At 57.6% G+C, this 13499-nt stretch carries 13 protein-coding genes; 6 read left to right on the top strand and 7 right to left on the bottom strand.

Annotated elements, in window-relative coordinates; all coding sequences use genetic code 11:
• Positions 1-68 precede the first annotated feature (68 nt).
• On the top strand, positions 69-992 hold the full coding sequence (locus E8K88_RS08620) for an NUDIX hydrolase (protein WP_136406250.1): 924 nt from the start codon (positions 69-71) through the stop codon (positions 990-992).
• Between the two features lie 89 nt (positions 993-1081).
• Here the strand turns inward: E8K88_RS08620 and E8K88_RS08615 are convergent, their stop codons facing one another.
• Both E8K88_RS08615 and E8K88_RS08610 read right to left on the bottom strand, forming a co-directional pair.
• The gene (locus tag E8K88_RS08615; RefSeq protein WP_136406249.1) at positions 1082-1906 is read right to left on the bottom strand and encodes a crotonase/enoyl-CoA hydratase family protein; all 825 of its coding nucleotides are present in this window, start codon (positions 1904-1906) and stop codon (positions 1082-1084) included.
• A 371-nt stretch (positions 1907-2277) separates the two neighbouring features.
• Entirely contained in the window at positions 2278-3708 is a 1431-nt protein-coding gene (locus E8K88_RS08610; protein ID WP_205880051.1) for an aminotransferase-like domain-containing protein, read from the bottom strand.
• Between the two features lie 190 nt (positions 3709-3898).
• Between E8K88_RS08610 and pdxS the strand changes: the two genes are divergently transcribed.
• From pdxS to E8K88_RS08590, 4 genes are all read left to right on the top strand, one after another.
• Positions 3899-4849 (top strand): pyridoxal 5'-phosphate synthase lyase subunit PdxS, encoded by a 951-nt coding sequence (pdxS, locus tag E8K88_RS08605; RefSeq protein WP_136406248.1) that lies wholly within the window; start codon positions 3899-3901, stop codon positions 4847-4849.
• A gap of 1 nt (position 4850) precedes the next feature.
• The gene (gene pdxT / locus E8K88_RS08600) at positions 4851-5435 is read left to right on the top strand and encodes a pyridoxal 5'-phosphate synthase glutaminase subunit PdxT (protein WP_136406247.1); all 585 of its coding nucleotides are present in this window, start codon (positions 4851-4853) and stop codon (positions 5433-5435) included.
• Between the two features lie 531 nt (positions 5436-5966).
• On the top strand, positions 5967-7484 hold the full coding sequence (locus tag E8K88_RS08595; RefSeq protein ID WP_136406246.1) for an acetyl-CoA hydrolase/transferase family protein: 1518 nt from the start codon (positions 5967-5969) through the stop codon (positions 7482-7484).
• Positions 7485-7494: 10 nt separating this feature from the next.
• Positions 7495-7977: a DUF6882 domain-containing protein gene (locus E8K88_RS08590; protein WP_240754418.1), complete on the top strand. Its 483-nt coding sequence runs from the start codon at positions 7495-7497 to the stop codon at positions 7975-7977.
• A gap of 47 nt (positions 7978-8024) precedes the next feature.
• Here E8K88_RS08590 and E8K88_RS08585 read toward each other — a convergent pair whose 3' ends face one another.
• On the bottom strand, positions 8025-9212 hold the full coding sequence (locus E8K88_RS08585; RefSeq protein ID WP_136406245.1) for a vWA domain-containing protein: 1188 nt from the start codon (positions 9210-9212) through the stop codon (positions 8025-8027).
• Positions 9213-9301: 89 nt separating this feature from the next.
• Here E8K88_RS08585 and E8K88_RS08580 point away from each other — a divergent pair, with 89 nt between their 5' ends.
• A complete protein-coding gene (locus tag E8K88_RS08580; protein ID WP_136406244.1) occupies positions 9302-9889 on the top strand; it encodes a hypothetical protein in 588 nt (195 codons plus the stop codon).
• Between the two features lie 39 nt (positions 9890-9928).
• Here E8K88_RS08580 and E8K88_RS08575 read toward each other — a convergent pair whose 3' ends face one another.
• The 4 genes from E8K88_RS08575 to serS all read right to left on the bottom strand — a co-directional run bounded on the left by E8K88_RS08575 (position 9929) and on the right by serS (position 13472).
• Positions 9929-10531, bottom strand: a complete 603-nt coding sequence (locus E8K88_RS08575) for a GNAT family N-acetyltransferase (RefSeq protein ID WP_136406243.1) — start codon at positions 10529-10531, stop codon at positions 9929-9931.
• Between the two features lie 3 nt (positions 10532-10534).
• Positions 10535-11014, bottom strand: coding sequence for a hypothetical protein (locus E8K88_RS08570; protein WP_136406242.1), 480 nt, complete (start codon positions 11012-11014; stop codon positions 10535-10537).
• Between the two features lie 71 nt (positions 11015-11085).
• Entirely contained in the window at positions 11086-11928 is an 843-nt protein-coding gene (locus tag E8K88_RS08565; RefSeq protein WP_136406241.1) for an AAA family ATPase, read from the bottom strand.
• A 236-nt stretch (positions 11929-12164) separates the two neighbouring features.
• Positions 12165-13472 (bottom strand): serine--tRNA ligase, encoded by a 1308-nt coding sequence (gene serS, locus E8K88_RS08560; RefSeq protein ID WP_136406240.1) that lies wholly within the window; start codon positions 13470-13472, stop codon positions 12165-12167.
• Positions 13473-13499: the final 27 nt, after the last annotated feature.

Genomic DNA, 13499 nt, shown 5'->3' with positions numbered 1-13499 from the left:
TGCCTGCGCCGGTTCGCCCTATGGGCTAACCGCAGCTGCGCGCCATCATAATGAATGGAGATAAAACAATGCGTCAAACAGGCGACCTGCCACTTGCCACCGCCCCAGAGCCCACCAACGAGCCTGCACCCGCTGAGACCAGTACGCCGATTTTGGCGGCTAGCGTGATCGTTGTGCGCCCGCACGCCCAGCACGGCTTTGAAGTGCTGCTGATGGAGCGCTCAGCCAGTTCGCGCAATTTCGCCGGTGCGCTGGTATTTCCAGGCGGCAAAGTCGATGCAGGTGACGCCGCCATTGCCCAGGCCGCGGGCTTTGAGCAGCTCTGGCCCACGCAATCGGGCTTGTGGGCACCGCAGCACATGCAAGCGGACACCGTGGCCAGCCTGTACGGTGCAGTGCTGCGCGAAACCTTGGAAGAAGTAGGCCTGGTCTGGACCGCTGCAGCCCAGTTGCCAGAAGCAGCTGCACTGCAATCACTGCGCCAAGCCTTGCTGGCCGGCCTGCCCTGGCCCGCCAGCAGCCCAATTGCCACTAGCGTGTTGGGCATGCAGCCGTTCTCGCGCTGGATTACGCCGCAGGTGCCCAACTTCAGCACCAAACGCTTTGATACCTGGTTTTTACTGGCCCAAGCCCCCGAAGGCCAATTGGCCAGCGCCGACGCCTGTGAGGCCACGCGGCTGGTCTGGGACACACCGCAGGGGTTCTTACACAGCCACCAGCAACGCGAGATTTTGCTGGCCCCACCGCAGTTGATGACCTTGGCGCATTTGAGCCGTTTTGCCAGCATCGCGGCACTGCAAAGCTATGCCGCAGGCCAGGCGCCATATTGCATTGCGCCTGTCAGCATCGACCATGAAGGCCAGCGCATCGTGTGTTTTCCGGGCGATCCGCTGCACAGCGACGCCACGGTGTGGATGCCAGGGCCCCGGCGGCTGGTCATGCGCAACCGCTGGTTTGAGCCCGTAGGCGGGTTCGAGGATTTGTGGCGCTGAACACCCAGGCAGGCTCTGCAAACCCCTCATTGCTGCCCTCATTGCTGGTATGAGAGCGGTATCAGGATGAGCCGCAAGGCCAGCGGCGATTACACGTCTTTGAAAACTGGCACGCGCTTTTCAAGACCTGCCGCGACAGCCTCGCGCTGGTTCTCGCTACCCAGCAATTGCTGCTGCTCAAGCGACTCGGCCAGCAACAGGTCGCCAGCTGACGCATCCCAGCTGCTATTGAGCAAACGTTTGGCCGCACGCATCGCCTGTGGATGAAAACCGGCCATTTGGCGCGCCAAGGCCTGCGCCGCTTGCAACGGATCGTCCTCAATCCGCGTCGCCAGACCAATTCGGCTGGCTTCTTCAGCCTCCACCAAACGGCCTGTAAACACCAATTCTCTGGCGATATCGGCGCGCACCAGCTCACGCAACAGCGGCATGCCGGCCATATCGGGCACCAGGCCCCAGTGCATTTCACGCACCGACAGGCGCGTGCCCGGCGCAACCAGGCGAATATCGGCGCCCAGCGCCAGCTGCAATCCGCCTCCCAACGCCACACCATGCAGCGCTGCAACCACCGGCACGGCCAGTGTGCGCCACTGCCAGCACACCGCCTGCGGCAAATTGGCCAGCCCGTGCCTGCGCTCGGCCAACTGGCTCAGCGCGGGGTCCACGCTGCCGCTTTGCAAAATACCCTCGAAATTGGCCATGTCCAAACCGGCACAGAACGCTTTGCCTGCGCCATGCAAAACCACTGCGCGCAGGCCTTTGGCTTGTTGCAACCAGGCACCGGCCTCCACCAAACCATGGAACATCGCCGCATCGAGCGCGTTCATTTTTTCTGCTCGCTGCAAAGTGACGGTGGCCACACCATCATCTGCTAACTGCACCTGCACGCGCTGGCGAAATTCATGGTTTGTCATCAGGATATCCTCTTGCTGATGCAGCACAGCTGCAGTGGGGTGGTCGGCGATTGCGCCGCATTAGCTAAAGCGGCAAGCCCCACGATATAAGCAGCACGCAGGAATGGCTGTCACCAACGCGAAGACCTGCGCCGTGCGCGCTGTGGATAAGTCGTCTGACAGCGACTGCTGGGACTGAAGTTGGCTGCCGGCCAGGGGCCAAGCAAGCAAGTTATCCCCAACAAAGGCGATCGACAATATGTGTGGCGTGCAGTTGGCTTAAGAATTTATAAGCTATTGTTTTGCAATAACAAAATACACTTATCCACACAAGCGCAGCGCCATTGTCATGGCCATTACTGCTGGTTATTCAATAAGATACTCACAAGCGCTCACAGCGCCTGCATGCTTTGGTCCAAGGCCTCAAAAACGGCCGGTGACAGGCTTTGCGCGACATTGAAACGTAAAAAGCCGGTGGCTTGCTGCGATGGACTGAACGAGTTGCCAGGCGCCAGCAACATCTGGTGCTGCGCCAGCGCATATTCAGACAAGGCGGTAGCATCCAAACCGCCGGGCAGCTGGCACCAGACGAACATGCCTGCATCAGGCCTGTGCCAGGCCTCAATGCCCAAACGCTGCAAACGCTCCAGACACAGGCCCATGGCGTCAGCGAGCCGGGCGCGCAAGCTGTTCATATGGCGCTGGTAGGTGCCGCTGCCGAGCATGGTGTGCAACAAATCGGCCGAAAAGTGGCCGGATTCAAATGCAATGGCCAACTTCAAATCCACCAGCTGCTCAATCCAGTCTGCGCGCGTTGCAATATGGCCCACACGCACCGAAGCGGACAGGGTTTTAGAGAAACTGCCCACATAGACCACGCGCTGCAAGCCATCGAGCGCGGCATAACGCGGTGTGCGGTAGTGTTCAAAATCAGCAAACACATCGTCTTCAATGATGGTCAAGTCGTGCTGGCTGGCCAGCATCAGGACTTTGTGCGCGACATCCAAACTCAGACTAGCGCCAGTCGGGTTGTGCAATGCCGCATTGGTGATGTAGAGCCGTGGGCGGTGCGTGGCCAGGCATTCGGCCATGGCTTTGACATCGGGCCCCTGCGGCGTATAGGGCACGCTGACCACATGGGCCCGGTGGGCGCGCAGCATCGCCTGGAAGCTGAAATAACAAGGGTCATCGACCAGCACGGTATCACCTGGCTGCAGCAATAAGCGGCACAGCAAATCCACCGCCTGGGTGCTGGACTCGGTCAGCATCAATTGCTCGGCTGACACATGCAAGTTGCGCTCACCCAAGCGATGCGCAAGCAATTGGCGCAGTGGCGGCGAGCCTTGCGGCGTGCCGTACGCTGTCAGAGGAGCCAGCGCTTTGCGTGAGAGCGTGCGCAAGGCACGCCGAATCTCTTGCTCAGGCATCCAGCTGTCGGGCAGCCAGCCACAGCCCGGCTTGAGGCTGTCTGCATCAGCCAGCAAGGCCTGGCGTGTGACCCAGACCGGATCGGTGGCTGGGCGATAACCGCTCGGGGCTTCGGCCATCTGAAAAGGGCTGAGCTGGCGGCCCACATAAAAGCCCGAACCGGGGCGTGACTCAATGATGCCAAGCGCTGCCAAACGTGCATAGGCCTCGACCACAGTGGAGCGTGACATGCCCAGGCCCTCGGCCTGCACACGGATCGATGGCAGGCGTTTGCCAACGCACAGGTTGCGTGTGGCAATGCGCTGGCGTATGTCGTGCATCACCGCCTCCACTCTAGAGGTCGCGCCGGCTGCGCCGGGCGTAGCCAATGCCACGGGGTCAAAAGAATCGCTCATGCCAAAACTCGCAAAAAATCGTCCTGTACCAGCAGCGCTGCTGCCGCTCTCTCACCACCACTGTACTGCTGAAGAAACAATACAGTTTGGCGAAACTGTACTGCAACCTTGTCTTTTCTGCTCGGCCTCATTTTTCTACGATAGCGCTACTTTTGCACAACCGTCTCTTGAGACAGATGAAAGACCATCCATGAACACGATTGCCCACCCTGACAACTCCGCCACGCCCTTGGCCACACTGCCTGCACAACAACGCCTCAAAGTCGGCTTGGCAGAAATGCTCAAAGGCGGCGTCATCATGGATGTCTGCACGGTCGAGCAAGCACACATTGCCCAAGCCGCCGGAGCCTGCGCGGTGATGGCGCTCGAGCGTGTGCCCGCACAAATCCGCGCGCAAGGCGGCGTCGCCCGCATGGCCAACCCACGCCTGATTCAGGCCATCATGGCCGAGGTGTCAATTCCGGTCATGGCCAAGGCCCGCATTGGCCATTTTGCCGAAGCCCAGGTGTTGGCACATTTGGGCGTGGACTTCATTGACGAGAGTGAAGTACTGACCCCGGCTGACGAGGTTCACCACATCGACAAACAAGCGTTTGATACGCCGTTTGTCTGTGGTGCGCGCGATTTGGGCGAAGCCCTGCGCCGCATCAATGAAGGCGCAGCGATGATCCGAACCAAGGGCGAGCCAGGCACGGGCGATGTCGTGCATGCGGTCAAGCACATGCGCCAAATCATGGCCGATATCCGTGCCTTGTCTGCGTTGCGCAGCGACGAGCTGTATGTGGCCGCGCGCGATTTGCGTGTGCCGTTTGCCTTGGTGCAGCAAGTCGCCCAAACCGGCGAGTTGCCAGTGCCTAATTTCTCTGCTGGTGGCATTGCCACGCCTGCCGACGCAGCCTTGATGCGCCAATTGGGCGCACAAGCCATTTTTGTCGGCTCAGGCATTTTCATGAACAACGGTCAAACCTACGCCAGCCAAGAAGAAGCCACACAGCGTGCCAAAGCGATTGTGCGTGCCTGCACCCATTTTGACGACGCCGCCATCGTGGCCGAATGCAGCGCAGAGTGCGATAGCGCCATGCAGGGCTTGGCGGTGTCTTCGCTAGAACCGACTGGCTTATTGCAAAACCGAGGCGACTGAGATGCGAGTGCCCACTGGCAAGAAAGCCCCCACCATTGGCATCTTGGCGTTGCAAGGCGCCTACGAAGCGCATGCCCGCATGCTCAGCCAGCTGGGCGCTGACTGCCTGTGGGTGCGCACAGCGGCCGATCTGCAAGGCATCGATGGCCTGGTTTTACCTGGCGGCGAATCCAGCACCATGCTGCACCACCTGCAGCAAACGCCCCAGCTGTATGCGGCGCTGCAGGAATTTGTCACAACCAAGCCCTGTTTAGGCACTTGCGCAGGATTGATTTTGCTAGCGCAAGCGGTATTACCCCAGCAACCCAGCTTGGGCGCACTGGCTGTGACGGTGCAACGCAACGCCTATGGGCGCCAACGCGACTCGCATATCACCAGTGCCCAAACCAATTTGGCGGGCGGGCCATTAGAAGCGGTGTTTATTCGCGCGCCACGCATTACCGCGCTCAGCCCCGAAGTACAGGTGTTGGCCGATTGCGATGGCACGCCCGTCTTGGTACAACAAGGCCAAGTGATGGGCTGCAGTTTTCACCCCGAATTGGGCGCCGACTCGCGGGTGCATGCGTATTGGCTAAATGGCTTTTAAGGGCTTTTGTTAGCAGCTGCCGTGGGCATGCCGTGCCTGGTGGCCTTGCCCTGCGGCGCCCGCGCATACCCTGCATGTGCCATCTGAGTAGGTTGTAGTGGCTGGCCCGCAGCCACCAGGACGGCATAGTCAAAACGCAGGCCATTTCAACCCAATACCCCACCAACCAATTTCAGCCGCCTCTGTGCGGATTGCGCGAAAAATCGACTCAGCATGCCGTTGCATTCATGCATTTTGGGCAAGCAAAAATACATGCGCACGGCCATGCATAAGCCTGCGTCATCCTACTGCTGGGCGCATATGTTGACAGAATTTCGCGCGTCAAAGAGATCATCAATACTGAGCGTACCAGCCAGTACAAACCTGCATTTGGCAGGCTGTGAAAAGCTGCCAATGGCTCGCTGCATTTACCTTGTTTGACCGGAAATCTAGGGATAACACCTACTTAAAAACCCTTGAATCATTGGTGTGATTAATTGATCGGGCGTACGATGCAAGTCTCTTTTTGACCCATCAAGCCAAAGCACAGCTATGCCAGAATTTGATCGTATCCAATGCACTGCGCTGCACAGCAAAATCATGACCGCCGAGCAGGCGGCCGAGTTGATTCCAGAAGGGGCCAATGTCGGCATGAGCGGTTTTACCGGCTCAGGCTCGCCCAACGCGGTACCGCAAGCCCTGGCCAACCGCATTGAAAAACTCTACGAGCAAGGTAAATCGTTCAAGATTGATCTGTGGACTGGTGCCTCGACTGCGCCTGAAATTGATGGGGCACTGGCCAAAGTCAACGGCATTCATACGCGCCTGCCTTACCAGTCCGATCCGATTGGCCGCAAACGCATCAACGAAGGCAGCATGCAGTACATCGACATGCACCTCTCGCATGTTGCGCAGTATGTGTGGTTTGGCTTTTTTGGCAAGCTCGATGTCGCCGTGATTGAAGTCGCAGGCATCCTACCAGATGGTAGCTTAATTCCATCAACTTCAGTAGGCAACAACAAGACCTGGCTGGATCAGGCCGACCTGGTGATTTTGGAAGTCAACGAATACGCGCCGCTGGCTCTGGCCGGCATGCACGATATTTACTACGGCACGCAATTGCCACCACACCGCGTGCCAATTCCGCTGACCAAGACCAGCGACCGCATTGGCGAGCAGTACTTGCGCTGTGATCCAAACAAAGTCATTGCGATTGTGCCGACCAATAAGTCGGACCGCAATTCGGCTTTCAAAGCCCCCGATGATTCCTCCAAACGCATTGCCGGGCATTTGATCGAGTTCTTCAAACACGAGGTGAAACTGGGTCGCTTGCCCAAAGATTTGTTGCCGCTGCAATCCGGCGTGGGCAATATTGCCAATGCGGTGCTGGCCGGTTTGAATGATGGGCCGTTTGAGAACCTGACGTCCTTCACCGAGGTACTGCAGGACGGCATGCTGGCGATGCTGCGCTCGGGCAAACTGGCGAACGCGTCGTGCACGGCCTTGTCATTGAGCCCAGAAGGCGAGCACGAGTTCATGAAGAACATCGATTTCTACCGCGACAAAGTGGTGCTGCGCCCACAAGAGATCAGCAACCACCCAGAGCTGATTCGCCGCCTGGGCGTGATTGCGATGAACGCGATGATCGAGGCCGATATTTACGGCAACGTCAACTCCACCCACGTCAACGGCAGCGCGATCATGAACGGCATTGGCGGCTCGGGCGACTTCGCCCGCAATGCCTATTTGTCGATTTTCATGGCCAATTCGATTGCCAAAAATGGCGATGTGTCCTGCATTGTGCCCAGCGTCTCGCATGTCGATCACACCGAGCACGATGTGCAAATCATTGTCACCGACCAGGGCTTGGCCGATTTGCGCGGCCTATCCCCCAAAGAGCGGGCCCGCAGCATCATTGCCAATTGCGTCCACCCCGACTACAAGCCGCTGCTGCAAGACTATTACGAGCGCGCCCTGTTCCAGTCGGTTGGCAAGCACACACCAACGATTCTCAGCGAAGCCCTGAGCTGGCATGACCGGGCCCAGCGCACCGGCAGCATGAAACCCTGAGGCCTGCAGCATGAGCAGCACGATGCACAACGACACCGATTGGACGCAATGGAGTAAAGATACGGTCAAACAGATGTTTGAGCGCAACGAGGTGTGGCAGCAGCGTTTTGCGCTGCAAGGCGCGCCCTACCGCTGGGATCTGGACACTGCGACCCTGACTTTTGACAGCCCCTTGGGCGATGTCGTGGCCACCGTGTGTTTGGTGGGCACCAGCTCCAAAAGCGGCGGCACCTTTTTGTGGGCCTGGGCCAATGACGCCTTGCCAGCCCAACATGGCGAGGCTTTGGCTGTGGTGCGCGAATTTGGCATGAACAATGGTTTGGCCTTGCTCACAACCCCAGAAATCGCCGGCGGCCAAGCCGAAGCACTGGAGTGCCTGTGCATTGCCGCCCGCCTGCAGCATGCGCTGGGCACCTTTGTCGACCAGGCTGGTGATGTGACGCTGTACTTCAGCTTGCTGCATTTTCAGATGCAGCAGCCACCACTGCACTGACAGCAGGGCGCAGGCCGCTGTGTCGCCTGCGCGCGGCCTACTGCGTCTTATTTGGAGAGCAAGCGCATCGCATCTTCCAGGCCTTTGAGGGTCAGCGGAAACATGCGGTTGCCAACCAATTGCTGGATCAAGGCAATGCTTTGGCGGTAGCCCCATACGCCTTGCGGCTCAGGATTGATCCAGGCGTGGTGAGGAAAGGCATTGGTGAGGCGCTGCAACCATTCAGCACCGGCTTCCGGGTTGTTGTACTCCACACTGCCACCGGGTTGCAAAATTTCGTACGGGCTCATGGTCGCATCGCCAACAAAGATCAGCTTGTAGTCCTTGTTGTACTTGCGCATCACATCCCAGGTGTCGAACTTCTCGGCAAAGCGGCGCTTGTTGTTCTTCCACACGAAGTCGTAGACGCAATTGTGGAAGTAGTAAAACTCCAGGTGCTTGAACTCGGTTTTCACCGCGGAAAACAGCTCCTCGACCCGCTTGATGTGCTCGTCCATCGTGCCGCCCACATCCATCAAGAGCAGCACCTTCACGTTGTTGTGCCGCTCCGGCACCATCTTGATGTCCAGGTAGCCGGCATTGGCCGCCGTGGACTGGATGGTGTTTTGCAAATCCAGCTCCAGCTCGTTGCTGGTGCGGGCAAATTTGCGCAAGCGACGCAGCGCGACCTTGATGTTGCGCGTGCCCAGCTCTTGGGTGTCGTCATAGTCGCGGTACATGCGCGCATCCCAGACTTTGACGGCCGTTTTATTGCCGCCTTTGCCCCCCACACGAATGCCACGCGGATTCACGCCGCCATTGCCAAACGGCGAAGTGCCGCCCGTGCCTATCCATTTGCTGCCGCCCTCATGGCGCTCTTGCTGCTCTTGCAAGCGCTTTTTAAAGGTTTCCATCAGCTCATCCCAGCCCATGGCCTCGAGCGCGGCTTTTTCTTCGGCGCTGAGTTCTTTGTCAAGCAGCTTGCGCAGCCAGTCGTCAGGGATTTCCTTGCTGTAGTCGGTCAGCATCTCGACGCCTTTGAAATAGGCTGCAAAAGCGCGGTCGAACTTGTCAAAGTGCTTTTCGTCCTTGACCAAAATAGTGCGCGAGAGGTGGTAGAAATCGTCCAGACTGGTCGGGTTCTCGGCCTTGGGGCCAATCACGCCCTTGTCCAAGGCTTCGAGCAAAGCCAGGAACTCTTTGACCGATACAGGCAGTTTCCCGGCGCGCAAGGTATAGAAAAAATCAATCAGCATCGCTTTTGATCCATTTTAAAAATTATGTAATCAATCTTTCATATTCCCAGCCTACAGTCCTTGCATCTCGCATTTTGAGAGAAAGGCCCATGACCATCGAGAAAACCGCCAGCGGCGTTTTTGCATTAGAAGCACGCAGCCAATTGGCGCCCAAAGAGCGCCAAATTCTGATCCTGTCAAACGGCGCGCGCTCATTAGCCGACATGGTCGACATTTTTGGCAAGGACTGTGTGCCGCTGTTGAAAAAACTAGAGCAGGCCGGTTTACTGCGCGGCGTATCGCAGACGCCCCCACCAGCCCCAGTGGTCGCCGTGCCCTCCAACGCCGCAGAAGGGCCCAAACGCGCCAAAAATCGCAGTTTGGCGGCCTGCAAAATATATTTGATCGACTTGTTGCAGCTGCAACAAAACGAGGAGGCGATCCAGGTTGTGCACTCGCTGCGACAAAGCGATGAGCCGCACAGCATCCTCGAGCTGATTTTGGTCGCGCTCAATTTAATCCTGGAGCGTTCGGGCGAGCGGTACGTAGAGCGGGTAGCCAACCGGGTGTTTGAAATCGTGCCAGATGAACAACTCAATATGTTCATTCGGCTCACGCAGCAATTGCATATCCCGATTCTGGATTTGGTTGCCAGGCCATACGTGGGCCTGCTGGCAGAGGCGCCAGCACCAGCCTGAAGCAGCGCTTGAGCACATCGGGGCAGCATGTGCGGCTCCTCAGCCATGGGCCCGGTATTTGGCTTGTTGGTCGAGCAGTTGCGCACGCGCTTCGGGCCATTCAAACGCGCTCATGCTGTACATCACCGTGTCACGGATCGTGCCATCTCGGCGCAGCGCGTGGCCGCGAATCACACCATCTTTTTTCGCCCCCAACCGCTCAATCGCCTTTTGGCTGGCGTAGTTGAAGTTGTCAGTGCGCCAACCCACGATCTGGCATTGCAAGGTCTCAAACGCATGCGTGAGCAGCAGCAGCTTACAAGTGGAGTTGACATGCGTGCGCTGCACGCGTTTGGCATACCAGGTGTAGCCAATCTCGACGCGCCGCACGGCAGGCACAATATCATGGTAGCTGCTGGTGCCCAGCACGTCGCCAGAGGCTTCATCGAGCACGGCAAACGCAAAGCGCTGGCCTTGTTCGCGAGCGGCCAGTGCCGCCTCAATATAGCTGCGCACCTGGTCAGGTTCAGGTGCCGAGGTCACGCGCAACGTCCATAACTGGCCATCTTGTGTCGCAGCGCGCAAGCCCGCTTCGTGCTGCAAGCCCAAAGGCTCAAGCACCACTCCTTGTGCGGCCAAACGGACCGCCTCTACAAATGCCATTGTTCATTGCTCCTTGGCCAGTTGCTGTGCAAAACGGGCTAAATCTACAGCGGAAATATAGTCTTTGATATGGACTGCTGGAGCTGCGCTACAAGACCAATTGTTCGAGCGGTAGCGCTCAGCGCGCTGTGGCCATTGCAGCTCCAATTCGTACACAACAGCCCCCAGCTCACAGCGGGCCTCATCGGTGGTCTGCAAACGCGACAGCTCGCTTTGCAAGGCCGCGCTGCTGTGCTGCAGTTTGGTCTGATACCTGTTCAGCGGCCGCACCTCTTGTGCGGCACTGAGCTGGGATTTGGTGATGATAATGACCAACCCAGAGTCGTCGTCTTCTGCAGGAGGTTTGTTGCCCCAGATGAAGTAGCCACGGTAACCATCTCCACAGGCCATCAGCAGCGCCGCCATGCCAAGACTGGCCGCGCACTGCGCCAGCACATGCCCAATGCGTGTTTGACGCGCAGATGAATGAGCGGTTGTTAGCATCACAAATTCCTTCGTTGCGAAGTGCAGTGCAACAGCGCAGCGGGCTTGCAGAAGCAAAAGCCGCAACCTGTTTAGCGGTTGCGCTGGTTCATAAATACCAGTTTCTCGAACAAGGACACATCTTGCTCGTTTTTAAGCAAAGCGCCCAAAAGAGGTGGCATGGCAATTTTGTCGTCCTGGCTGCGCAAGGCTGAAACTGGAATATCTTCTGCGACGAGCAGCTTGAGCCAATCAATCAGCTCACTGGTCGAGGGCTTTTTCTTCAGGCCCGGAATGCTGCGCACCTCATAGAAACTCTTGAGCGCAGCGGCCAGCAACTCGCCCTTCAAATGCGGGAAGTGCACTTTGACGATCTCTTGCATCGTCTCGGCCTCTGGGAACTTGATGTAGTGGAAAAAGCAGCGGCGTAAGAACGCGTCGGGCAGTTCTTTTTCGTTGTTCGAGGTAATGAACACAATCGGGCGCTGACGGGCTTTGACCCATTCGCGCGTCTCGTAAACATAAAACTCCATGCGGTCGAGTTCACGCAGCAAATCGTTGGGAAACTCGATATCGGCCTTGTCAATTTCATCGATCAGCAAGGCGGTCGGCTGCTCAGCCGTGAAAGCCTGCCACAACACGCCTTTGACAATGTAGTTGTGGATGTCTTTGACGCGGTCGTCACCCAGCTGCGAATCACGCAAGCGGCTCACTGCATCGTATTCATACAGACCTTGCTGGGCCTTGGTGGTGGATTTGATGTGCCACTGCAGCAGATTCAAGCCCAGCGATTGAGCCACTTCTTCAGCCAGCATGGTTTTGCCTGTCCCTGGCTCGCCCTTGACCAGCAAAGGGCGCTCCAGCGCAATAGCGGCGTTGACCGCCAGGGTCAAATCTTGCGTAGCAACGTAGTTGTCGGTACCTTGGAATTTCATGTAAATCGCAATCCTATGATGGGCAATGTTGGCAGCGATGCCTGCTCGATTGTGCCAGCCTTGGCTGAAAACGTGCGGATAGCCACTGCGCCTGGCGCAAAGACTATGCCTCATTGGCTATTGTTAAACCAATTGCGCGTTTGCAACAAGCACCTGCATGACAGTTCCAGAGGCGATGCCACGAAAAAAATGGCACCTTGCTGTGCCATTGTGTATGCGGAGGCGACGGCAGTCGATCAGCCAATACGCTCGAGCCCACCCATATAAGGGCGCAGAGCTGCCGGAATGCTGATGCTGCCATCGGCATTCTGGTGGTTCTCCAGCAGGGCCACCAACGCACGGCCAACAGCCAGGCCAGAACCGTTGAGCGTGTGCACCAGCTCATTTTTACCCGCTGCATTTTTAAAACGTGCTTGCATGCGGCGCGCTTGGAAAGCTTCGCAATTGCTCACTGAGCTGATTTCACGGTACGTGTTTTGCGCCGGCACCCAGACTTCCAAGTCATAGGTTTTGGCTGCGCCAAAGCCCATGTCGCCGGTACACAGGCTCACAACGCGGTAGGGCAGCTCCAGCGCTTGCAAAACAGCTTCGGCATGGCCGACCATTTCTTCCAGTGCTTCATAGCTTTTCTCAGGATGGGTGATTTGCACCATCTCTACCTTGTCGAACTGGTGCTGGCGAATCAGGCCACGGGTGTCACGGCCATAGCTGCCCGCTTCCGAGCGAAAGCAGGCGGTATGGGCCGTGAGTTTGATCGGCAATTGCGCTTCGGCAGTGATGGTGTCACGCACAAAATTGGTCAGCGGCACCTCGCTGGTCGGGATCAGGTACAGCGCCGTCTGGTCTGGCTCAGGCTCAGCGCCCTGGCCGCCTTTTTGCGCAGCAAACAAGTCATCGGCAAACTTGGGTAACTGGCCTGTGCCGCGCAGTGAATCGGCGTTGACGATGTAGGGCACATAGGTTTCTTGGTAGCCGTGCTGCTCGGTCTGCAAATCCAGCATGAATTGCGCCAGCGCGCGGTGCAAACGCGCCACTTGGCCTTTCATCACAGTAAAACGCGCACCGGTGATTTTGGCGCCCATTTCAAAATCCAAGCCCAAGGGCTCGCCCAGATCCACGTGGTCTTTGATTGGGAAGTCAAAACTGCGTGCCTGGCCCCAGCTGCGCACTGGCACATTGCCGCTCTCGTCTTTGCCAACGGGCACCGAATCATGCGGCAAATTGGGTACAGCCTGCAGCAGCTGCAGCAATTGGGCTTGAATCTGCTCCAAACGCTCGGCCGAGGTTTCCAGCTCGTTCTTGAGTTGTGCCACTTCGGCCATCACGGCATCGGCATTCTCGCCTTTGGCTTTGAGCTGGCCAATTTGTTTGGACAGACTATTGCGGCTGGCCTGCAACTCTTCAGTGCGTGACTGAATGGTCTTGCGTTCATTCTCCAAGGCGGTAAAGGCCTCGACATTCAAGAACGCCTGGGGCTGTTTACGGGTTTCTAATTTGGCAATGACTGTATCGAGTTCTTTGCGAAGCAGCGTAATGTCTAACATGGCAGTGTAGGGGTCGATTGATAAACG

It is taken from the genome of Lampropedia aestuarii, from assembly GCF_004803635.1.
GTDB classification, from domain to species: Bacteria; Pseudomonadota; Gammaproteobacteria; order Burkholderiales; family Burkholderiaceae_C; genus Lampropedia; species Lampropedia aestuarii.
This window is presented reverse-complemented; position numbering and strand designations above follow the sequence as displayed.

Coding starts and splice junctions, on each gene's coding strand:
- E8K88_RS08620 (WP_136406250.1), top strand. CDS start 69: ATGCGTCAAACAGGCGACCTGCCACTTGCCACCGCCCCAGAGCCCACC.
- E8K88_RS08615 (WP_136406249.1), bottom strand. CDS start 1,906: ATGACAAACCATGAATTTCGCCAGCGCGTGCAGGTGCAGTTAGCAGAT.
- E8K88_RS08610 (WP_205880051.1), bottom strand. CDS start 3,708: ATGAGCGATTCTTTTGACCCCGTGGCATTGGCTACGCCCGGCGCAGCC.
- pdxS (WP_136406248.1), top strand. CDS start 3,899: ATGAACACGATTGCCCACCCTGACAACTCCGCCACGCCCTTGGCCACA.
- pdxT (WP_136406247.1), top strand. CDS start 4,851: ATGCGAGTGCCCACTGGCAAGAAAGCCCCCACCATTGGCATCTTGGCG.
- E8K88_RS08595 (WP_136406246.1), top strand. CDS start 5,967: ATGCCAGAATTTGATCGTATCCAATGCACTGCGCTGCACAGCAAAATC.
- E8K88_RS08590 (WP_240754418.1), top strand. CDS start 7,495: ATGAGCAGCACGATGCACAACGACACCGATTGGACGCAATGGAGTAAA.
- E8K88_RS08585 (WP_136406245.1), bottom strand. CDS start 9,212: ATGCTGATTGATTTTTTCTATACCTTGCGCGCCGGGAAACTGCCTGTA.
- E8K88_RS08580 (WP_136406244.1), top strand. CDS start 9,302: ATGACCATCGAGAAAACCGCCAGCGGCGTTTTTGCATTAGAAGCACGC.
- E8K88_RS08575 (WP_136406243.1), bottom strand. CDS start 10,531: ATGGCATTTGTAGAGGCGGTCCGTTTGGCCGCACAAGGAGTGGTGCTT.
- E8K88_RS08570 (WP_136406242.1), bottom strand. CDS start 11,014: ATGCTAACAACCGCTCATTCATCTGCGCGTCAAACACGCATTGGGCAT.
- E8K88_RS08565 (WP_136406241.1), bottom strand. CDS start 11,928: ATGAAATTCCAAGGTACCGACAACTACGTTGCTACGCAAGATTTGACC.
- serS (WP_136406240.1), bottom strand. CDS start 13,472: ATGTTAGACATTACGCTGCTTCGCAAAGAACTCGATACAGTCATTGCC.